This is a genomic window from Oceanobacillus alkalisoli (genome assembly GCF_022213125.1).
Taxonomy (GTDB): Bacteria; Bacillota; Bacilli; order Bacillales; family Amphibacillaceae; genus Oceanobacillus; species Oceanobacillus alkalisoli.
Genome location: NZ_JAKNRA010000006.1, coordinates 113,150 through 130,080 on the forward strand (window position 1 = coordinate 113,150; position 16,931 = coordinate 130,080).

The 16,931-nt window shown below is 40.6% G+C and carries 14 protein-coding genes; 5 read left to right on the forward strand and 9 right to left on the reverse strand.

All coding sequences use genetic code 11. From position 1 onward, the window contains the following. Nucleotides 1–100 precede the first annotated feature (100 nt). From L3V42_RS09895 to L3V42_RS09905, 3 genes are read right to left on the reverse strand one after another with little or no spacing between them, the layout of a single operon-like run. Nucleotides 101–1,885, reverse strand: coding sequence for an acyl-CoA dehydrogenase FadE (locus L3V42_RS09895; protein ID WP_238471895.1), 1,785 nt, complete (start codon nt 1,883–1,885; stop codon nt 101–103). Between the two features lie 39 nt (nt 1,886–1,924). Further along, nucleotides 1,925–3,100 (reverse strand): acetyl-CoA C-acetyltransferase, encoded by a 1,176-nt coding sequence (locus tag L3V42_RS09900; RefSeq protein WP_235762352.1) that lies wholly within the window; start codon nt 3,098–3,100, stop codon nt 1,925–1,927. Between the two features lie 18 nt (nt 3,101–3,118). Next, the gene (locus L3V42_RS09905; protein ID WP_238471896.1) at nt 3,119–5,506 is read right to left on the reverse strand and encodes a 3-hydroxyacyl-CoA dehydrogenase/enoyl-CoA hydratase family protein; all 2,388 of its coding nucleotides are present in this window, start codon (nt 5,504–5,506) and stop codon (nt 3,119–3,121) included. Between the two features lie 650 nt (nt 5,507–6,156). On the opposite strand from L3V42_RS09905, the gene L3V42_RS09910 reads away from it, so the two are divergent. The 5 genes from L3V42_RS09910 (at nt 6,157) to L3V42_RS09930 (ending at nt 10,256) form a co-directional block, all read left to right on the forward strand. Beyond that, nucleotides 6,157–7,089, forward strand: a complete 933-nt coding sequence (locus L3V42_RS09910; RefSeq protein WP_238471897.1) for a metal ABC transporter solute-binding protein, Zn/Mn family — start codon at nt 6,157–6,159, stop codon at nt 7,087–7,089. Between the two features lie 15 nt (nt 7,090–7,104). Continuing rightward, nucleotides 7,105–7,860 (forward strand): metal ABC transporter ATP-binding protein, encoded by a 756-nt coding sequence (locus L3V42_RS09915; RefSeq protein WP_235762349.1) that lies wholly within the window; start codon nt 7,105–7,107, stop codon nt 7,858–7,860. Nucleotides 7,861–7,872: 12 nt separating this feature from the next. Beyond that, entirely contained in the window at nt 7,873–8,721 is an 849-nt protein-coding gene (locus L3V42_RS09920; RefSeq protein WP_235762348.1) for a metal ABC transporter permease, read from the forward strand. After that, nucleotides 8,721–9,134, forward strand: a complete 414-nt coding sequence (locus L3V42_RS09925; protein ID WP_235762347.1) for a Fur family transcriptional regulator — start codon at nt 8,721–8,723, stop codon at nt 9,132–9,134. The genes L3V42_RS09920 and L3V42_RS09925 overlap by 1 nt, the downstream gene beginning before the upstream one ends. 663 nt (nt 9,135–9,797) lie before the next feature. Then, nucleotides 9,798–10,256, forward strand: coding sequence for an SH3 domain-containing protein (locus L3V42_RS09930; protein WP_238471898.1), 459 nt, complete (start codon nt 9,798–9,800; stop codon nt 10,254–10,256). Nucleotides 10,257–10,303: 47 nt separating this feature from the next. Here L3V42_RS09930 and L3V42_RS09935 read toward each other — a convergent pair whose 3' ends face one another. The 6 genes from L3V42_RS09935 to liaF form a co-directional block, all read right to left on the reverse strand. Continuing rightward, nucleotides 10,304–11,110 (reverse strand): VLRF1 family aeRF1-type release factor, encoded by an 807-nt coding sequence (locus tag L3V42_RS09935; protein WP_238471899.1) that lies wholly within the window; start codon nt 11,108–11,110, stop codon nt 10,304–10,306. 131 nt (nt 11,111–11,241) lie between these two features. Continuing rightward, nucleotides 11,242–12,534: a hemolysin family protein gene (locus L3V42_RS09940; protein ID WP_235762344.1), complete on the reverse strand. Its 1,293-nt coding sequence runs from the start codon at nt 12,532–12,534 to the stop codon at nt 11,242–11,244. A 212-nt stretch (nt 12,535–12,746) separates the two neighbouring features. After that, nucleotides 12,747–14,042, reverse strand: coding sequence for a C40 family peptidase (locus tag L3V42_RS09945; RefSeq protein ID WP_238471900.1), 1,296 nt, complete (start codon nt 14,040–14,042; stop codon nt 12,747–12,749). Nucleotides 14,043–14,441: 399 nt separating this feature from the next. Next, nucleotides 14,442–15,071, reverse strand: a complete 630-nt coding sequence (locus tag L3V42_RS09950) for a response regulator (RefSeq protein ID WP_235762342.1) — start codon at nt 15,069–15,071, stop codon at nt 14,442–14,444. Further along, a complete protein-coding gene (locus L3V42_RS09955; protein WP_235762341.1) occupies nt 15,068–16,144 on the reverse strand; it encodes a sensor histidine kinase in 1,077 nt (358 codons plus the stop codon). The genes L3V42_RS09950 and L3V42_RS09955 overlap by 4 nt, the downstream gene beginning before the upstream one ends. Beyond that, a complete protein-coding gene (gene liaF, locus L3V42_RS09960; protein WP_235762340.1) occupies nt 16,141–16,869 on the reverse strand; it encodes a cell wall-active antibiotics response protein LiaF in 729 nt (242 codons plus the stop codon). Before liaF ends, L3V42_RS09955 begins: the two co-directional genes overlap by 4 nt. Nucleotides 16,870–16,931: the final 62 nt, after the last annotated feature.

A 16,931-nucleotide genomic window follows, 5' to 3' on the forward strand; every position in this document is an offset into this window, starting at 1 on the left:
TTTAACATAGAAGGATTATTGACACATTTATTTGCTATGTTACCCGAGGGCTGGTAAAAAAATAATCCGAGGCAAGCGACTCGCCCCGGAAAAACTGAAATTATACGATATACTTTTCACTTTCGATAAGCGATTTGGCAATTGCCCGTTTTTTCGTAATCGTGTTTGTTGGTTCGTGACGAGTCAATTTACGTAAGGAGGAAAGCATCATTCGTAAATTATCACCTTCCTCAACTGCAATGAGAATTTCTTTTGCTGCTGCCTCGATCCGGTTGAATGCCTCTTGAACATATACTTGTGTATAAAGGAGTTTTAATTCATTTTTCTCTGCTCCTGTCTGTTGAAGCGCTTTTTCTGTACGGAGAACAGCGGACTCCATATTGAATACTTCACCTGCCATATCAGCAAGAGCAACAAGAATTTCTTGCTCATGCTCAAGCTTCTGCATATATTTCTGTGCTGCCAAACCGGCACCTAATAATACAATTTTCTTAGCATGACGTACTAAATGCTTTTCCTGATCGAGTGGTTCTGTACCAACTTCTTCAGGCATCATCATCATAAGTTCTTCCTGTAGTCCTTGGGCTTTCTGTAATAATGGCAGTTCCCCTTTCATCGCCTTCTTCAGGAGTGTCCCTGGAACAAGAAGTCGGTTGATTTCATTCGTACCTTCGAAAATCCGGTTGATTCGGGAGTCACGATAAATTCTTTCCACCTCATATTCCTGCATGAACCCATATCCGCCATGCAGTTGAACTGCTTCGTCAGCTGTCCGGTCGAGTAATTCTGTCGCCATATATTTCGTAATCGAGCACTCAATCTGATATTCAGCAATAGCCCGAGCGATTTCACGACCATCCTCCAATTCCTCTTCGGATAGGGAGCCCATCCTTTGCTCAAACAATCCAACCGTACGATAAACTGCACTTTCATTTGCATAAATTTCACTTGCCATTGTAGCTAACTTCGACTGCGTAAGCGAGAAGCTAGAGATTGGTACATTGAATTGTTTCCGTTCATTTACATATTTCGCTGCCAGTTCAAAAGCCCGTTTCGAACCACCGACGCCACCAATAGCCAGCTTATAACGACCAACGTTTAAAATGTTAAAGGCAATAATATGCCCTCTGCCTTTTTCACCTAGAACATTTTCTGCCGGTACTTCCGCATCTTCTAAAATCAGCGTCCGGGTCGATGAGCTTTTGATTCCCATCTTCTTCTCTTCTACACCGGTAGATACACCTGGATAACCGCGTTCAACAATGAATGCAGAGAAATGTTCGCCATCAATTTTTGCATAGACGATAAATACGTCTGCGAATGCGGAGTTCGTGATCCATTGCTTTTCCCCGTTCAAAATATAGTGGGTCCCTGCTTCGTTCAGTTTGGCAGTCGCTTTTGCCCCAAGAGCGTCTGAACCGGAACCCGGCTCTGTCAATGCATAGGCAGCAATTAGCTCTCCCGTCGCAAGCTTTGGCAAATACTTCTCCTTCTGTTCTTTATTCCCGAAAAACACAATTGGCAGCGAGCCGATACCAACATGAGCCCCATGGGTAATGGAAAATCCACCAGCAGGTGCCATTCTTTCCGTAATTAACGAGGAACTAATCTTATCCAGGCCAAGTCCGCCATAAGCTTCCGGAACATCTGCACCAAGTAGACCAAGATCTCCTGCTTTTTTTAGTAAATCCACGGAATGATCGAATTCATGGTTTTCTAACTTGTCGATAAGCGGGACTACTTCACTATTAACAAATTCCTCTGTTGTTTTTGCAATCATCTTATGCTCATCCGTCAAATCCTCAGGAGTGATTATATCCTCACCCGTTAATTCTTCAATAAGGAAGGCCCCACCTTTAAAGAGTCTATCTTTTGTTTCACTCATAATTGATCTTCTCCTTTTATTTAAAGTTAATTGTAGAGATTAAATAAGCTCAAACACTCCTGCAGCTCCCATTCCACCGCCAACACACATCGTCACAACTCCAAACTGAACATTTCTGCGGCGCATCTCATGGGCTAAAGTCAGGGTCAGTTTCGTTCCCGTCATTCCAAGCGGGTGTCCAAGAGCAATTGCTCCTCCATTTACATTTACAATGGAAGTATCTAGATCGAGTGCTTCAATCACCCGTAATGATTGGGAAGCAAATGCTTCATTAAGTTCAATTAATCCAATATCCGATAATTCAAGTCCCGCAATTTGAAGCGCTTTTGGGATTGCTTTTACAGGGCCTACTCCCATAATTTCCGGCTCCACTCCAGCTACAGCATAGGAACGGAATTTTAATAAAGGAGTTAACCCTTCTGCTTGGGCTTTCTCACGCTCCATTAATAAAACGCTACCTGCCCCATCACTCATTTGCGAGGAGTTTCCAGCTGTTACAGATCCCTTTATATGAAATGCTGGTCTCAGTTTAGCAAGGACTTCTGGATTTGTGTCTGCGCGTACCCCCTCATCCATTGCAAATTGTTTTGTCTGTTCTACGACCTTATGATTCTGGCCGATAACCCGTTCAGTGATTTCCACCGAAACAATTTCGTCCGTGAATTTACCTTCCTGTATTGCCTTTGCTGCCCGCTCGTGGCTTTGTGCTGCAAAAGCATCTTGGTCCGCCCGGGATATATTGAAACGATTCGCCACTTCTTCTGCCGTATGTCCCATCCCCATATAATAGCCAACTGCATCTTCTACGAGTTTCGGGTTTGGTTTAATGACGTGTCCTCCCATCGGAATCAAGCTCATCGATTCTGCTCCTCCCGCAATAATCGTATCTACCGCGCCGATCATAATCCGTTCAGCACCATAGGCAATTGCTTGCAGTCCAGAGGAACAATAGCGATTAATCGTTATTCCCGGAACTTCTTTCGGAAGACCGGCAAGCCCTGCAATGTTTCTTGCCATATTCATTCCTTGCTCTGCTTCCGGCATTGCACAGCCGATGATGACGTCATCAATATTTCCAGTATAATCTCCGGCCCTTTTCAATGTTTCTTTGATTGTCAGTGCAGCTAAATCATCCGGCCTGGTATCTCTTAAACTACCTTTATTCGCTTTACCGACCGGAGTTCTTGCTCCGGCAACAATAACTGCTTCCTTCACATTTTCTCCCCCTAATCTTTAGTTGCGTAATGGTTTGCCTTTCATCAGCATGTGTTGCATACGAGCTTGTGTTTTCGGTTCACCGATTAGACTTAAGAATGCTTCTCGCTCGAAATCGAGCATTGTCTGCTCATCAATAAGCGAACCTTTTTTAATTCTTCCGCCGGATAAGACATAGGCTAGCTTTTCGGCAATCTTTACATCATGTTCAGATGCATAACCGCTCATCTGGAGATTTTTTGCGCCGAGCAGCATTGCCGCATAGCCTGCATTTCCAACGACCGGAATTTTTTCTTTTGCAGGTGCCCGGTAACCTGCATGAGTCAATGCCAGCACTTTTTGTTTGGCATCGTAAATTAAATGATCTGGATTCGCACTGATTGCATCTTTTTGGTCTAGAAATCCTAGCTCTTGTGCTTCTTTTGCAGAAGTCGATACTTTTGCTGTTGCTACTTTTTCAAAGACATCATTCGCGACTTTCGATAAGTCAAAATCGATCCCCTTTGGCATATTGCGAAGTTGTTTTAGATAAAGTTCTTTCGTGCCGCCCCCACCAGGTATAAGACCGACACCAACTTCGACAAGTCCCATATATGTTTCCGGTGACGCTTGAATTGCTGCTGCAGGTAGCGACACTTCTGCCCCACCTCCAAGCGCCATATTAAATGGAGCGACGACTACTGGTTTATTTGCATATTTAATGTTTGTCGTCATATTTTGAAACATACGGATGACCATATCAAGTTCATAGAAATTATCATCCTGTGCTTCCATTAACATTAATGCGAGATTAGCACCAACACAGAAGTTTTTACCCTGGTTTCCGATAACAAGCCCTTCATAGTTAGCTTCGGCTTCCTCAATTGCTGTGTTCACCATTTGCATAATATCAAGGCCAATCGCATTATTTGGTGAATGGAATTCAAGTAACAGGACACCGTCATCTAAATCTATTAAACTTGCACCAGTATTTTTTTTGATTACATTTGATTCATTTTTAAAGAGTCTTAGATTCACTTCTTTCGAATTTGTCTTAAGCTTCTCAAGTTCATTGCCATTATAATAAGTTATTTCTCCATCTGCTTGTTTATAAAAAGATTCATATCCTTTTTCAATTAACTCTAGCACCCAGCTTGGCACTGTTTCCCCTTCACGTTGCATCCGCTCGGTTGCTTGTTTTAAACCAATCGCATCCCATGTCTCAAATGGTCCGATGTCCCAACCGAATCCCCATTTCATCGCTTGGTCAATAGCCGTAATATCATCGGCAATTTCACCGACCAGTTCGGCGGAATAAATAAGGACCGGCTTTAATAAAGACCAAACGAGCTTAGCTGCCGGATCATCAGGCATTGATAGAAGCGCTTTCATTTTGGCACGAGAGCCTTTTGCCTGCTTTGCCATTTCGATTGCTGGTGTTTGTAATTTCTTTCGTTCACCAAATTCAAGTGTATCCGGATTAATTTCATAAATGACTCCAGCTTTTTTCTCGTAAAATCCCTTTCCTGCTTTAGAACCGAGCCAACCATTCTCAACCATTTTCTGCATAAATGCCGGTGGATCAAATACTTCCTTTTCTTTTCCTTCCACTTTGTCATAGACGTTTCGTGCGACATGCAAGAATGTATCAAGGCCGACTACATCCAATGTACGGAACGTGGCACTCTTCGGTCTTCCGATAAGTGGACCAGTAACCGAATCAACTTCCCCAATACTAAATCCTTGTTCAAGCATTTCCCTTAGTGTGATAAGAAGCCCATATGTTCCAATTCGGTTTGCTATAAAGTTGGGCGTGTCCTTTGCTTCCACAACCCCTTTACCAAGAACATTTTCACCGAATACTTTCATGAACTCAAGTACATCTGGATCGGTATGTGAGGTTGGAATTACTTCCAACAATTTTAAATAACGCGGTGGATTAAAGAAATGGGTTCCTAGGAAATGTTTCTTCATATCCTCACTACAATCTTCAATCATCGCTTCTACAGATATTCCTGATGTGTTGGAACTAACAATACTGCCCTTCTTCCGGTGTTTATTCACATTTGCAAATACTTGCTTCTTGATTTCGAGATTCTCCGTTACTACTTCAATAATCCAATCTGCTTCCTCTAAGCGTTCCATATCATCTTCAAAGTTCCCAATTTCAATCAAATCAAGACTTGCCCTGGATGTAATGGGTGATGGCTTTTGCTTTAATAATGCCTGTTTACTTTTCTCGGTTATCCGATTTCGTACTCTTTTGTCTTCTAGCGACAACCCTTGTTTTTCCTCTTGCACCGTTAATTCAGATGGTACAATGTCGAGCATTTGTACAGGAATGCCGTTATTTGCTAAGTGGGCGGCAATCCCAGACCCCATTACACCAGAGCCTAAAACCGCAGCTCGCTTAATTGACTGTTTCATGTTTTATCCCCCAATCTCCTCTTTTGAATGAACGCTCATTCATTATTCTTCAAAAAAATAAAAGAGCTATCTCTTAACCTATTTTTAGTATAAAATACTTTCTGATATTTCGCAACAAGGTTGTTGCATTTATTTTCCCAAATCGGAATGATTATTATTTACAAACCGGAATGGTTACGATATGATAGTAAATGAATTCAATAAAACAGTCGCTCTCAACCAGCGTAAGTGTGCCAAACTCGGAAACTTTCTACTGGACTGCTACCAGGAAAGGCCATCTTGGAATCACTGTTTAATGTACCGGAAAAGTATAATCCTTATGGTGGCGGAATAATTTATCTTTAAAATAATCATCTCTCCCAGTTCAGTTGCCCGGTGGACGGTGACTCCTGCGGGAACAGCACGAGTCTGGAGACCCCGCAGGGCGGCAGCTCGAGGAGGGTCCAGCCGTGCCCAAGGATGCGCATCCGTCCACCGGGCAACTGAACGGCGACTAGAGAGCATTTCAAGTGAACGAGCCGGATCACTTACGCTGGTTGAGAGCGTACGAGTTTAATTTTTCAAAGATTATTTGGTTGTTCAGGAAACGAATGGTGATTTTATAGATAAGAAGTATATATGAAGGAAGTCAATGGATAGGAGGATGTTGATTGAAAGTTTTAAAACGTATTTTTAGCTTTTTATTATTATTATTCATTTTAGCAAGTTGTGGCACAAAAAATGATACAGATCATTCTAACGGCACCATCTATACAACAATTTATCCTTTACAGTTTATCGTAGAAGAAATTGCTGGGGATGCGGTCGAAGTTCATTCTGTTTATCCGCCAGGTGTGGATGAGCATACGTACGAACCTACCGCTAAAGATCTGACAGAGATTGCGGAAGGAGATGCATTCTTTTATATCGGTGCTGGGCTGGAAGCATTAGCAAGTACTGCTGCCGGCGCCTTGGAAGATGAAAGGGTAAACTTATTTGAAATTGGCAAACATGAATCATTATTCTTAGCTGATGAAAAAGAAAATCATGACGACCATGAAGATCATGACCATCATCACGGAGATAAAGATCCACATATTTGGCTTGATCCGATACGAATGACTCAAATTGCTGAGATCATTTATGATGAATTAAGTGAACTATATCCAGATGAGCAAGAACGCTTTAATGAAAATTTAACAGATCTTAAAGCAGAACTAGAAAAAGTGGACAAGGAGTTCACCGAATTACTTGATACGAAGACAAATAAAAAGATACTCGTCACCCACGCTGCATTCGGTTATTGGGAAGAACGATACGGGATTGAACAAATTTCGATTCACGGCCTTTCCACTGAAAACGAACCTTCCCAGAAAGACTTAATTGCAATTGTAGATACAGCTAAAGAAAATAATATCAACCATATTATATTCGAACAAAATGTTACAACCCGCGTGTCTGAAGTGATACAAAATGAAGTTGGTGCAGAAGCATTGATGATTCATAATCTGGCGGTGCTAACAGATGAAGACATTACAGAAAATCGGAACTACTTCTCCATTATGAGGGATAATTTGGAAGTTCTCAATGAAGCAATGAACTAAAAAGGATGTGTTTCCATGAAAGAACCAATCATAACGATGCAGAATGTCAGTTTTGCCTATCAAAATAAACTAATCCTTGATGGAATTGATTTTGAATTACCAAAAGGCAAATTTATGGGGCTCGTTGGCCCGAATGGTGGCGGAAAAACAACACTTATTAAATTGATTCTCGGATTACTTAAACCCGATGAAGGCAATGTAACTTTATTTGGTGAATCGCTCGAGACTTTCCGGAAAAGAGATAAAATTGGTTTCGTCTCGCAGAAAGCGAATAGTTTCAATACAGGTTTTCCAGCCACCGTATTTGAAGTCGTTTCAACCGGTCTTACGGCAAAGCTTGGCTACTTTAAGTTTTTAAGCAAGAAAGATAAACAAACTATTTTACGGGCAATCGAGTTGGTCGATATGAGCGATTTCTCCTCTGAAAATATCGGCAACCTTTCCGGTGGTCAGCAGCAGCGAGTGTTTATCGCAAGAGCACTTGTTAGCGATCCTGAATTATTGATTCTGGATGAGCCAACAGTTGGAGTCGACCAAGAAAACGTAAAACGATTCTATGAATTACTGCACAAATTGAATAAGGAACAGCAAATAACGATTCTATTAGTTACCCACGATACCGGAATTATGACGGACTATGCGACAGATGTTGTCTGTTTAAATAAAACATTGCATTTCCACGGTAATCCAGAGGAATATTGCTCCCTTTCTGATAAAGATTTGTCATTATTTTACGGACATCCCGTCTCGACGATTGCCCATCATTCGTAATGGAGGAATATTATGCTAGCAGATTTTTTTAACTATGAATTTTTACGATATACATTTCTAACCGGACTATTAATCGGAATAATAGCCCCATTACTCGGAACCTTTATAGTCGTCCGCCGTCTTTCCTTAATTGCAGATGCTTTATCACATGTTACGCTTGCGGGGATTGCGTTTGGATTAATGATGGAAAAATTATTTCTTATCACCTTCTCTCCCCTATACAGTGGGATGTTCTTTTCTGTAGTCGGCTCCATCTTTATTGAAAAGCTGCGTACAGTCTATAAAACGTATCAAGAGTTGGCGATTCCGATTATCTTATCTGCAGGTGTCGGCTTAAGTGTGATTTTCATATCGATAGCAAATGGATTTAATACAGATTTATTCGGATATTTATTTGGTTCGGTTTCAGCTGTTAGTCAAAGTGACTTTTTACTGATTTTTATTATATTTATTATTGTTGTTGCGGTCGTCACCTTTTTCTATAAGGAACTGCTTACTCTTTCCTTTGATGAGGAACATGCAACAATATCAGGCATTCATACAAAACATATCCACTTGCTATTTATTGTATTAACTTCCCTTGTTATTGCGGCTTCCATGCGCATTGTCGGAGTATTGCTCGTATCTGCCCTCATGACGCTTCCAGTTGCTGCTGCAATGCGAATTGCGAAAGGGTTTAAACAAATGTTGTTTTTATCTATTTTGTTTGGCGAAATATCTGTTATTATTGGTATTATAAGCGGATATTATTTAAGTATCCCGCCAGGTGGAACAATTGTCATGATTGCCGTCACCATTTTATTGCTTGCAATCGGGTTTAAACGGAGTCGGAAATCACAACAAGAAATGAGGGAAGCCTAATGAATTTAAAAAAAGCAATGGAAATGCTAAGGAAAAGCGGATATAAATCAACTGGGCGCAGGAAAGATATTTTAACCTTTTTTGAAGAAGCGGATGGGTATCGGACTGCAAAAGAGCTGCATCAGTTTATGGAAGAGAAATATGGAGGTATCAGTTTTGACACTGTGTACCGGAATTTACATCTATACGACGAGATGAAAATTTTGGAAAGTACGGAGTTAAATGGAGAAAAACACTTTCGGATGAAATGTGCGACTCACCACCATCATCATTTCATCTGCAGTAATTGCGGTAGGACAAAAGAAATTAATATTTGCCCGATGGATGAAGTAGAAAATAAACTAAAAGATTACATGATTGAAGATCATAAATTCGAAATCTACGGTCTCTGCCCCGGGTGCCAAGTCGCTTAAATAACTAACTCAACAAAAGTTTTTTGCATGAACTGCTGATTACTTTCATTCAGCGTAAGTGTTTTGCTTGTTCACTAATTTAGAGCACTAATCGCCGTTCAGTTACCCGGAGGACGGGTGCGCATCCTTGGGCACGGCCTCAGCCTCGACGCAAAGGACGTGCTAATGCAGACGTTGCCATAGGACGTGGCGTTCTTAGTCTGCCTCGGAAGAAAACCGCTTCCTGCTCAGGTCTGGACACGTGGTTTTCCCGTAGGAGTCACCGTCCTCCGGGCAACTGAACTGGTATAGATGATTATTTTAAATAGAAATTATTTCGTCACGATAAAGATTATACCTCTGGAATATTAAACAGTAATCCAAATTTGGCCTTTCCGGGGAGCAGGCCAGACACCTCGAGACTCCTGCCGAGGATAGGCTTGGTGAGACCCCGCAGGACGTTAGCCCGAGGAGGCTCACCAGCCGCTCAGCAGGTGCGAGAGGTGTCTGGACTGCGGACCCTCATGAGAAAGTTGCACCTACGCTGAATGAAAGCAATCCGTCACTTCTCTCGATTACAAAAGTATATACAGCTGTTCATGCTGCGAGGAGTAAGTAATAAAAGACTTTTTCGTTTAATTCGTGTATACTACTACTAGATATTATAATTTAGGAGTTTATGAGATGAAAAGAACGAAAGCTTTTATTGCAGTTATTCTTACAATCGTTGCACTTGCCTTCATCGTTTTCGTCGGCATCATGCAACAGAAATTTACAAATCCTGACTTTGCTTCTATGCCAACTCCGCAAACAGATACTGAGAGCGTCACATCTGATGAAGAGAGCGAATCAGATGTTGAAACGGATGCAGTAGCTGGAGCTGTTGGTTCAGTTGTAACTGAAGACGAGTCCGATGAAGACAGCACAGAAGATGCCGAGGACGTGGAAGTATCGACCTCAACAAGAACCGTACAAGTCGAAACGTTAAACGCAAGAAGTGGACCTGGGATTGATTATGATTTGGTCGGTGTGCTTGTAATGGACCAACAAGTTGAAGTGGAAGACCGTGGTGATGAATGGGTCAAAGTAACGACTGATGAATTCACCGGTTATGTAAATGCAAAATACTTATCTGAAGAATAAGTTCTAAAAAATAAGAAGAGACGGGATAGATCCGCCTCTTCTTATTTTTATGCCAACACCTCATCCAGCACTTTTGTTTCTTCATGGTCAAGCATATTTTTTTGTAAAACAGCGTCGATTGGTCGATGCATGAGTTTCTCGAGATCTTTCGTACTATCCCCTTCTCCAACCATGTAAAGCCGTTCCCATTGGTTATCTTTCGCTATTTTATCTAATTTCGGAGCAATCTTTTTATACCAGCGATGCTGATTGGCTGAAAATCTTGACTCCAAACTATCTTTTTGAACATTAGGACCACCGGCCCCTGCAGTAGACGGACGTCTTGGCCCCTGCTTTATTCTCCAATCTTCTGTAGCTACATCAAGTTCGAAATGTGTCGTGTCCATAATTCGATTCGTCTCTGAATCAATCACTTTAATTTGATTCTGTTGTACAAGAATGATACCAAGCTTCGGATATCTTTCCTTCAATTTAATAAGCTGATTAATTTCCGGTGTTTCTTGCCAATAAAATTTATCCTCCAACCGCATTTGCACACACTTCGCAAACCAAATATCATCATCTGCTGTAGCATAAATAATAATACCACGCTGGAAATGTAGTTCATTTTCCTTTATAAAATCCATCGCTTTCTTTTTCACTTTTTTAAAGTTAGCTAGTTCTTCTTTATTGTCATCTTGTTGTAAGTATGTTTCAAAGTTCCTCATTCCGTTCTTCAAATGGATCTTCCATTCTCCACCTTGCTGATTCGGGTCTGATCTGTCCGTGTTCAAATACATCGTGAATACTTTATTCGATCCTTCTTTCCGCACATCCTTAAGCCAATTGATTGTTTCCGTAATCGTAAGACTCACTCAATCGCCTCCTAATAGAAAAGATAAATTCTTCTGCTAGTATTTATCCTTATCAGGAGGTAGTTAAACATATAACAGCTACAAAAGAGAACAAAAAAAGCGGGCAAAATGCCCACTTTCTATATGAACCCTTATGGTTTGATAATCTTTACTTTTTTAATCTGATAACCATCCATTTCCTCTATTACGAAACGATGGTCTTTATATTCAATAATAACACCTTCCTGTGCGTCAAGATTGGTTGTAAACATCCACCCACCGATCGTATCGACCTCATCATCATCCAGTTCGATGCCAAGAATTTGCTTCACATCTTCCAAATGAAGCTTTCCCGAAACGATGACGGTTTTATCATTTACTTCCTGCACGTCAGGTATCTCATCTTCATCAAATTCATCACGGATATCGCCGACAATCTCTTCTAAAATATCTTCAACCGTTATTAAACCTGCTGTTCCTCCATATTCATCATTCACGATAGCCATATGGATGCGTTCTTTCTGCATTTTGAGCAGGACTTGTTTGATTGGTGTTGCTTCCGATACGTGGAGAATCGGTCGGATAAACTGATTCGTTGTAACATTTTTATCCTGATGATACCCGCTAAGGATTTCTTTTAAGTTGACTAAGCCAATAATATTATCTTTGTCCTCATCTGCAACTGGGTATCTCGTATACTGTCCATCAAGGATGACATCTAAATTCGACTCTAAACTATCTTTTCTTAAGAAATATACCATTTCTGTCCGAGGTACCATGATTTCCCTTGCTACTCGCTCATCAAATTCAAAAATGTTGTTAACATACATCATTTCTGCTTGATTAATTTCACCACTTTTATAACTGTCAGCAAGAATTAAACGAAGCTCTTCTTCCGTATGTGTCTCCTCATGGCTGCTGATTGGCTTGAAGCCCATCGCGCGGATAATCAGGCGAGCTGTACCGTTTAAAAGCCAAATGAACGGGTAAAGTAAACGATAGAACCAAACGAGAGGCCTTGCAATAAATAAAGTAACCTGCTCCGCCTTTTGAATAGCAATCGTCTTTGGTGCAAGTTCTCCAATTACAACATGAAGAAAAGTTGCAATTAAAAAGGAAATCACAATTGCTATCGTTGTAACCATTCCAGTACTAATATTAAAATATGAAATGACTGGATGGAGCATTTTCTCAAATGTCGGTTCTGCCAGTCGTCCAATCCCTAATGCGGTGATTGTTATTCCAAGCTGACACGCTGATAAATATTCATCCAAGTGGGTAATTACTCTCTTCGCAGCAATTGCGGATTTTTTCCCCACTTCGATGTGTGGTTCAAGTTGTGTACTTCTTATTTTTACAATTGCAAATTCCGCCATTACAAAAAATGCGGTTAAAGCAATTAGTACAGCAACTGCAAGTAAGTTGATTATGGGCAATACGTCCAATTAGTGTTCCTATGCATAAGCAATAGGAACTTCACCTCCTAAGTACAAATAGATTTCATTTAATTTCGAGATTGTTAAGTATTATTGGCTCCATTTTATTATAATATATACAGCCATACCCGTCTATATGGATGATTTTATTTTTTAAAATTTAATAAAAACACGAAAAAATCCACCCTGTAACTAGGATGGATTTTATGAATTATTTATTATTATCTTACGCTGCGCACATGGCCGTTAAACTTGTCTGCCCAGTACCCGCTAGACATGTCTGCTACTGCAAGACCTGTAGAGTTCTGTGCACCGATAAACTTACCGCCACCAAGGTATATACCTACGTGACCGTTTGTTTTATAAGTGTTGAAGAACACGATGTCTCCTGGTTGCATGTTACTTGCAGAAACTTTCGTACCAACTCCTGCTAGTCCTCCAGTGCTTGACGGTACGGAAATCCCGCCTTGGCCGAATGCCCAAGATACGAATCCAGAACAGTCAAACCCGCCTGGTCCTTTACCTCCCCATACATATGGAGTGCCGAGGTGAGCGAATCCAGCGTTCATTGCAGTCTGAATACCACCGGATGCTGCTGGTCGAGAAGAAGATGAATTGTTTGACTTCGACTCTTCTTTTGAAACTGTTGATAAGTTATTGTTAGTTGATTTATTGCTGGTAGAATTATTATTGTTTGAGCTGCCTGCATTTGTGTCATTACTTGCAACGCGCACTTCAGGTGCAGGTTGTGTTAATTCATCAATGTTTTGTCTTACATCTCTTTCAAGAGAAGCTAGCTCACTGTCTTTTACTTCAAGATCTTCTACTTTTGCAACGAGTGCAGCTTCTTTATCTTTAATTTTTGCTTTTTTATCTTTATTTTGCGCTTGTTGAGACTTGATTGTTTTCTCCATTCCTTCAAGCTCTACACGCATTTCTTTTAATTCATCAAGCTTTGCAATTACCTCTTCTTGTTTCTCTTCGACTTGAACTTTATCCGCGTCGATTTGTTCCATTAATTCGGCATCAGAATCGGTAATTTTGTTAATTGCACTTACACGGCTGATGAAATCCATGAAGTTTTGCGAGCCGAATAACACTTCCAGATAAGAAATGTTACCACCATTCTTTTGGTAAGCTACTGCACGTTCTTTTAAAATGTCGAAGCGTTTTTCAATCGCTTCTTCAAGTTCTTTGATTTCTGCTTCGAGCTCGTCCACTCGTTCTTCTGTTTCCGTAATGGATTTTTCATTTTTCACCATTGTTGCTTTGTTTTCGTCAAGCGCTTTATTCACGCGGTCAATTTCATCGTTCAATTTATCTAGGTCTATTAATAAATCAGCAATCTCCGCTTCTGCGTCAGATAGGTTAGCTTTAATCGTTTCTCTTTCATCTTGAATTTGCGTTTGTTTGTCCTTCAAGTCATCAATTGATTCTGCTGATGCATGATCAGTAAAAAACACACTGCTTAAACCGACCACTGTTACAGTAGCCATCGTCACTAAGGTCTTCTTCAATTTCTCGCTCCCCACTTCCTCACTACTATTGCATCTTTTTATGTATGTTCGTGAAAGCCGCCTGCAAATTCGTGTCATAAATTTATATTATGTATTATTTTCAATTCCAATGGTATTGTAACACCGAAAAATTGCAGTCGTGTTATCGTTATATTACAATTATGTTTCAATTAATGACAAAATATTTCCTAAAAAGCAAAAAACACGCAATACTCCTTGGGAATACTACATGTTTAGACTTATTTTTACTAGAACAGAAATGAATGAATTTCATAATTACCAAAGTCGGCTTTTCCATCACCATATGTAGTTGGGAACGAACTAACTCAACTACATATGGTGATGGTGAAGCATTAAATACGTATTATGAAATTCATTAAAATAAGTATTATTTAAAAATTAAACAAGATTGTGCTGGAATGCATAAATCACTGCCTGAGTTCGATCTTGTACTTCCAATTTCGCCAAAATATTACTGACATGAACTTTCACGGTCTTCGTTGCAATAAATAATTCTTCAGCAATTTCTTGATTCGTTTTTCCGGCTGCAAGAAGAAGTAATACTTCTCTTTCTCGTTCTGTCAATTGCTCATGCAGTGCTTCTTCTTGTGGACTGCGCATCTTGTTCATTAATTTCCCTGTTACTTCTGGTTCCAGAATCGATTGGCCCGCGTGAGTCGAACGGATTGCGTCAGCTATTTTGTCCGCTTTTGAAGTTTTCAGCAAGTAGCTTTTTGCACCTGCTTCGAGAGCGGGGTATACTTTTTCATCATCGAGGAAGCTTGTAACGATGATAATCTTCGCTTCTGGCCACTCGGCAAGGATTTGCTTTGTTGCTTCAATTCCATCCATCCGCTTCATCACCAAGTCCATTAAAATGATATCAGGTTTCAGCTCCAGTGCTAGCTTGACAGCCGGTTCCCCGTCGTCCGCTTCTGCTACCACTTCAATATCCGGTTGCGCAGACAGGTAAGATGCTACACCAATTCGCACCATTTCGTGATCATCGGCAAATAATACTGTTATCATCGTTCTTCCTCACTTTCTTTCCTAACGGATACTCTTTCTTCTTGACTCGCCACTGCAGGCAGTGGAACTTTTACTTCAAGCTTCGTACCTTGATTTGGTAAACTGACAATTTTGAACGTACCACCAATTTCATATGCTCGTTCCCGCATATTATGGAGTCCATAAGAACCAGTATGCACCTGTTCCATATCGAAACCTATCCCATCATCTGAAATACGCAAAATTACCGTTTCATCTCGTTTAATCAGGAGTACATGAAAACTTGTAGCTCTCGCATGGCGCAGCGTATTCGACATTGCTTCTTGAATAATTCGAAAGAGCTGATCTTCAATTCCTTTATCAACGGCAAGTTCTTCTGCTGTCCATGTTATATCCATAGAAACTTTCTGCTGCATTTCGACAAGTAATTCTTCCACCCCTTGAACAAGGGTTTTCCCTTTTAATGCAACCGGGCGCAGATGTAGTAGAAGTGCCCGCATTTCAAGCTGAGATTGCTGCAGCATTTTCTCCACGAGTTGCAATTTCCTTTTCATTTCGTCGTTTTCAGGGAAGTTTTGCAAGTTTATTGCTGAGATCATCATTGACGCGGCAAAAAGCTGTTGACTGACAGAATCATGTAACTCCCGGGCAAGCCGGTTTCTTTCTTGGACAACGATCTCTTGTAAACTCTTTTCTCGTTCTTCTGCCCGCTCCGTTGCAATTTTTTGCGCATTTTCCGTCTGTTGGTCGATACGGGATTGAATGAGTTCTAAGCGTTTTTCAATTGCTTTCAATTCATGATATGGTTCTTTTTCCTCATCAAGTCGTTGGCCTTTACTTAACCGATCAAGCTTCCGTTCAATCCGATGCAGCCGTTGTCTCCAATACCAACCGGTCGATATCCCAAAAATCGTCCCTCCTACCAATACGAAACCGGCTAGCCAGATTAAAAATGAAACATTGCCAATCTCCGTTTCCCATAAAACTGTATAACTACCCAGCGAGAATACAGTGAATAAAAGCGTAATTATGGCCACTGTCAGTAAAATACTAAATAGGATTCCGGTAAGAATATGGCGGATAATCGTACTCATATGCGCTTCACCTCAATATCTCCAGAAAATAACGAGGTGACGACTTTAACTCTTGTTGTTGCGGTATCATAACCCGCTGTTTGATAAAAAATCGATTTATTAAACAGTTTTTCATGACTTTCGTGGAATATAAGAGCATTGCCGAAAACAGCACTATGATGGATGCTCACTTCCACTTCATAAGGTACATATATTTCAATATTTCCTAACCCGTGGCGAATCGAAATTATCGCCGTATCGTCAGGAATAACCGTGTTACTTAAATCGATCACCTTGTCACCAAACAGTCCGTGTATATTCACGTCCTTCCACTGATAAGCGGTTTCTTCTGTGAATTGATCATCAAATGCTGTGTGATTAAATAATGGTTCCACACGACTAAGCGGTTCCTTCAGTGCATCTGCATCCGGCAGTTTCGGATAGACCCGATCCGTTCTTTTCGTGGAATCATAGTATCTCATCGCAAAAATAACAATTGCTGCGATAATAAGGAATCTTACTGCCATCAGACTAAGTATCGAAAAGATTAAACCAATGAGACTAAGCCAAAAAACAATTTTTCCCCAGAGGGTGTCAAAGCTCTTCCAGCTGACGTAAACAAAAAAGCCGCAAATAATGGCAGGTATAATTGTCCCTCCAAAGGAAAATACAAATTCAGCCACAAGAAGGAGGATACCAATAATCAGAATCCAGTTATATGATTTTGTCGGTATTTGCTTGAACATGAAAGTCCCCCTCCTTTAATTTCAATAGTTTAAGGCGCAGAGGTCATCTACGCCTACTTAGT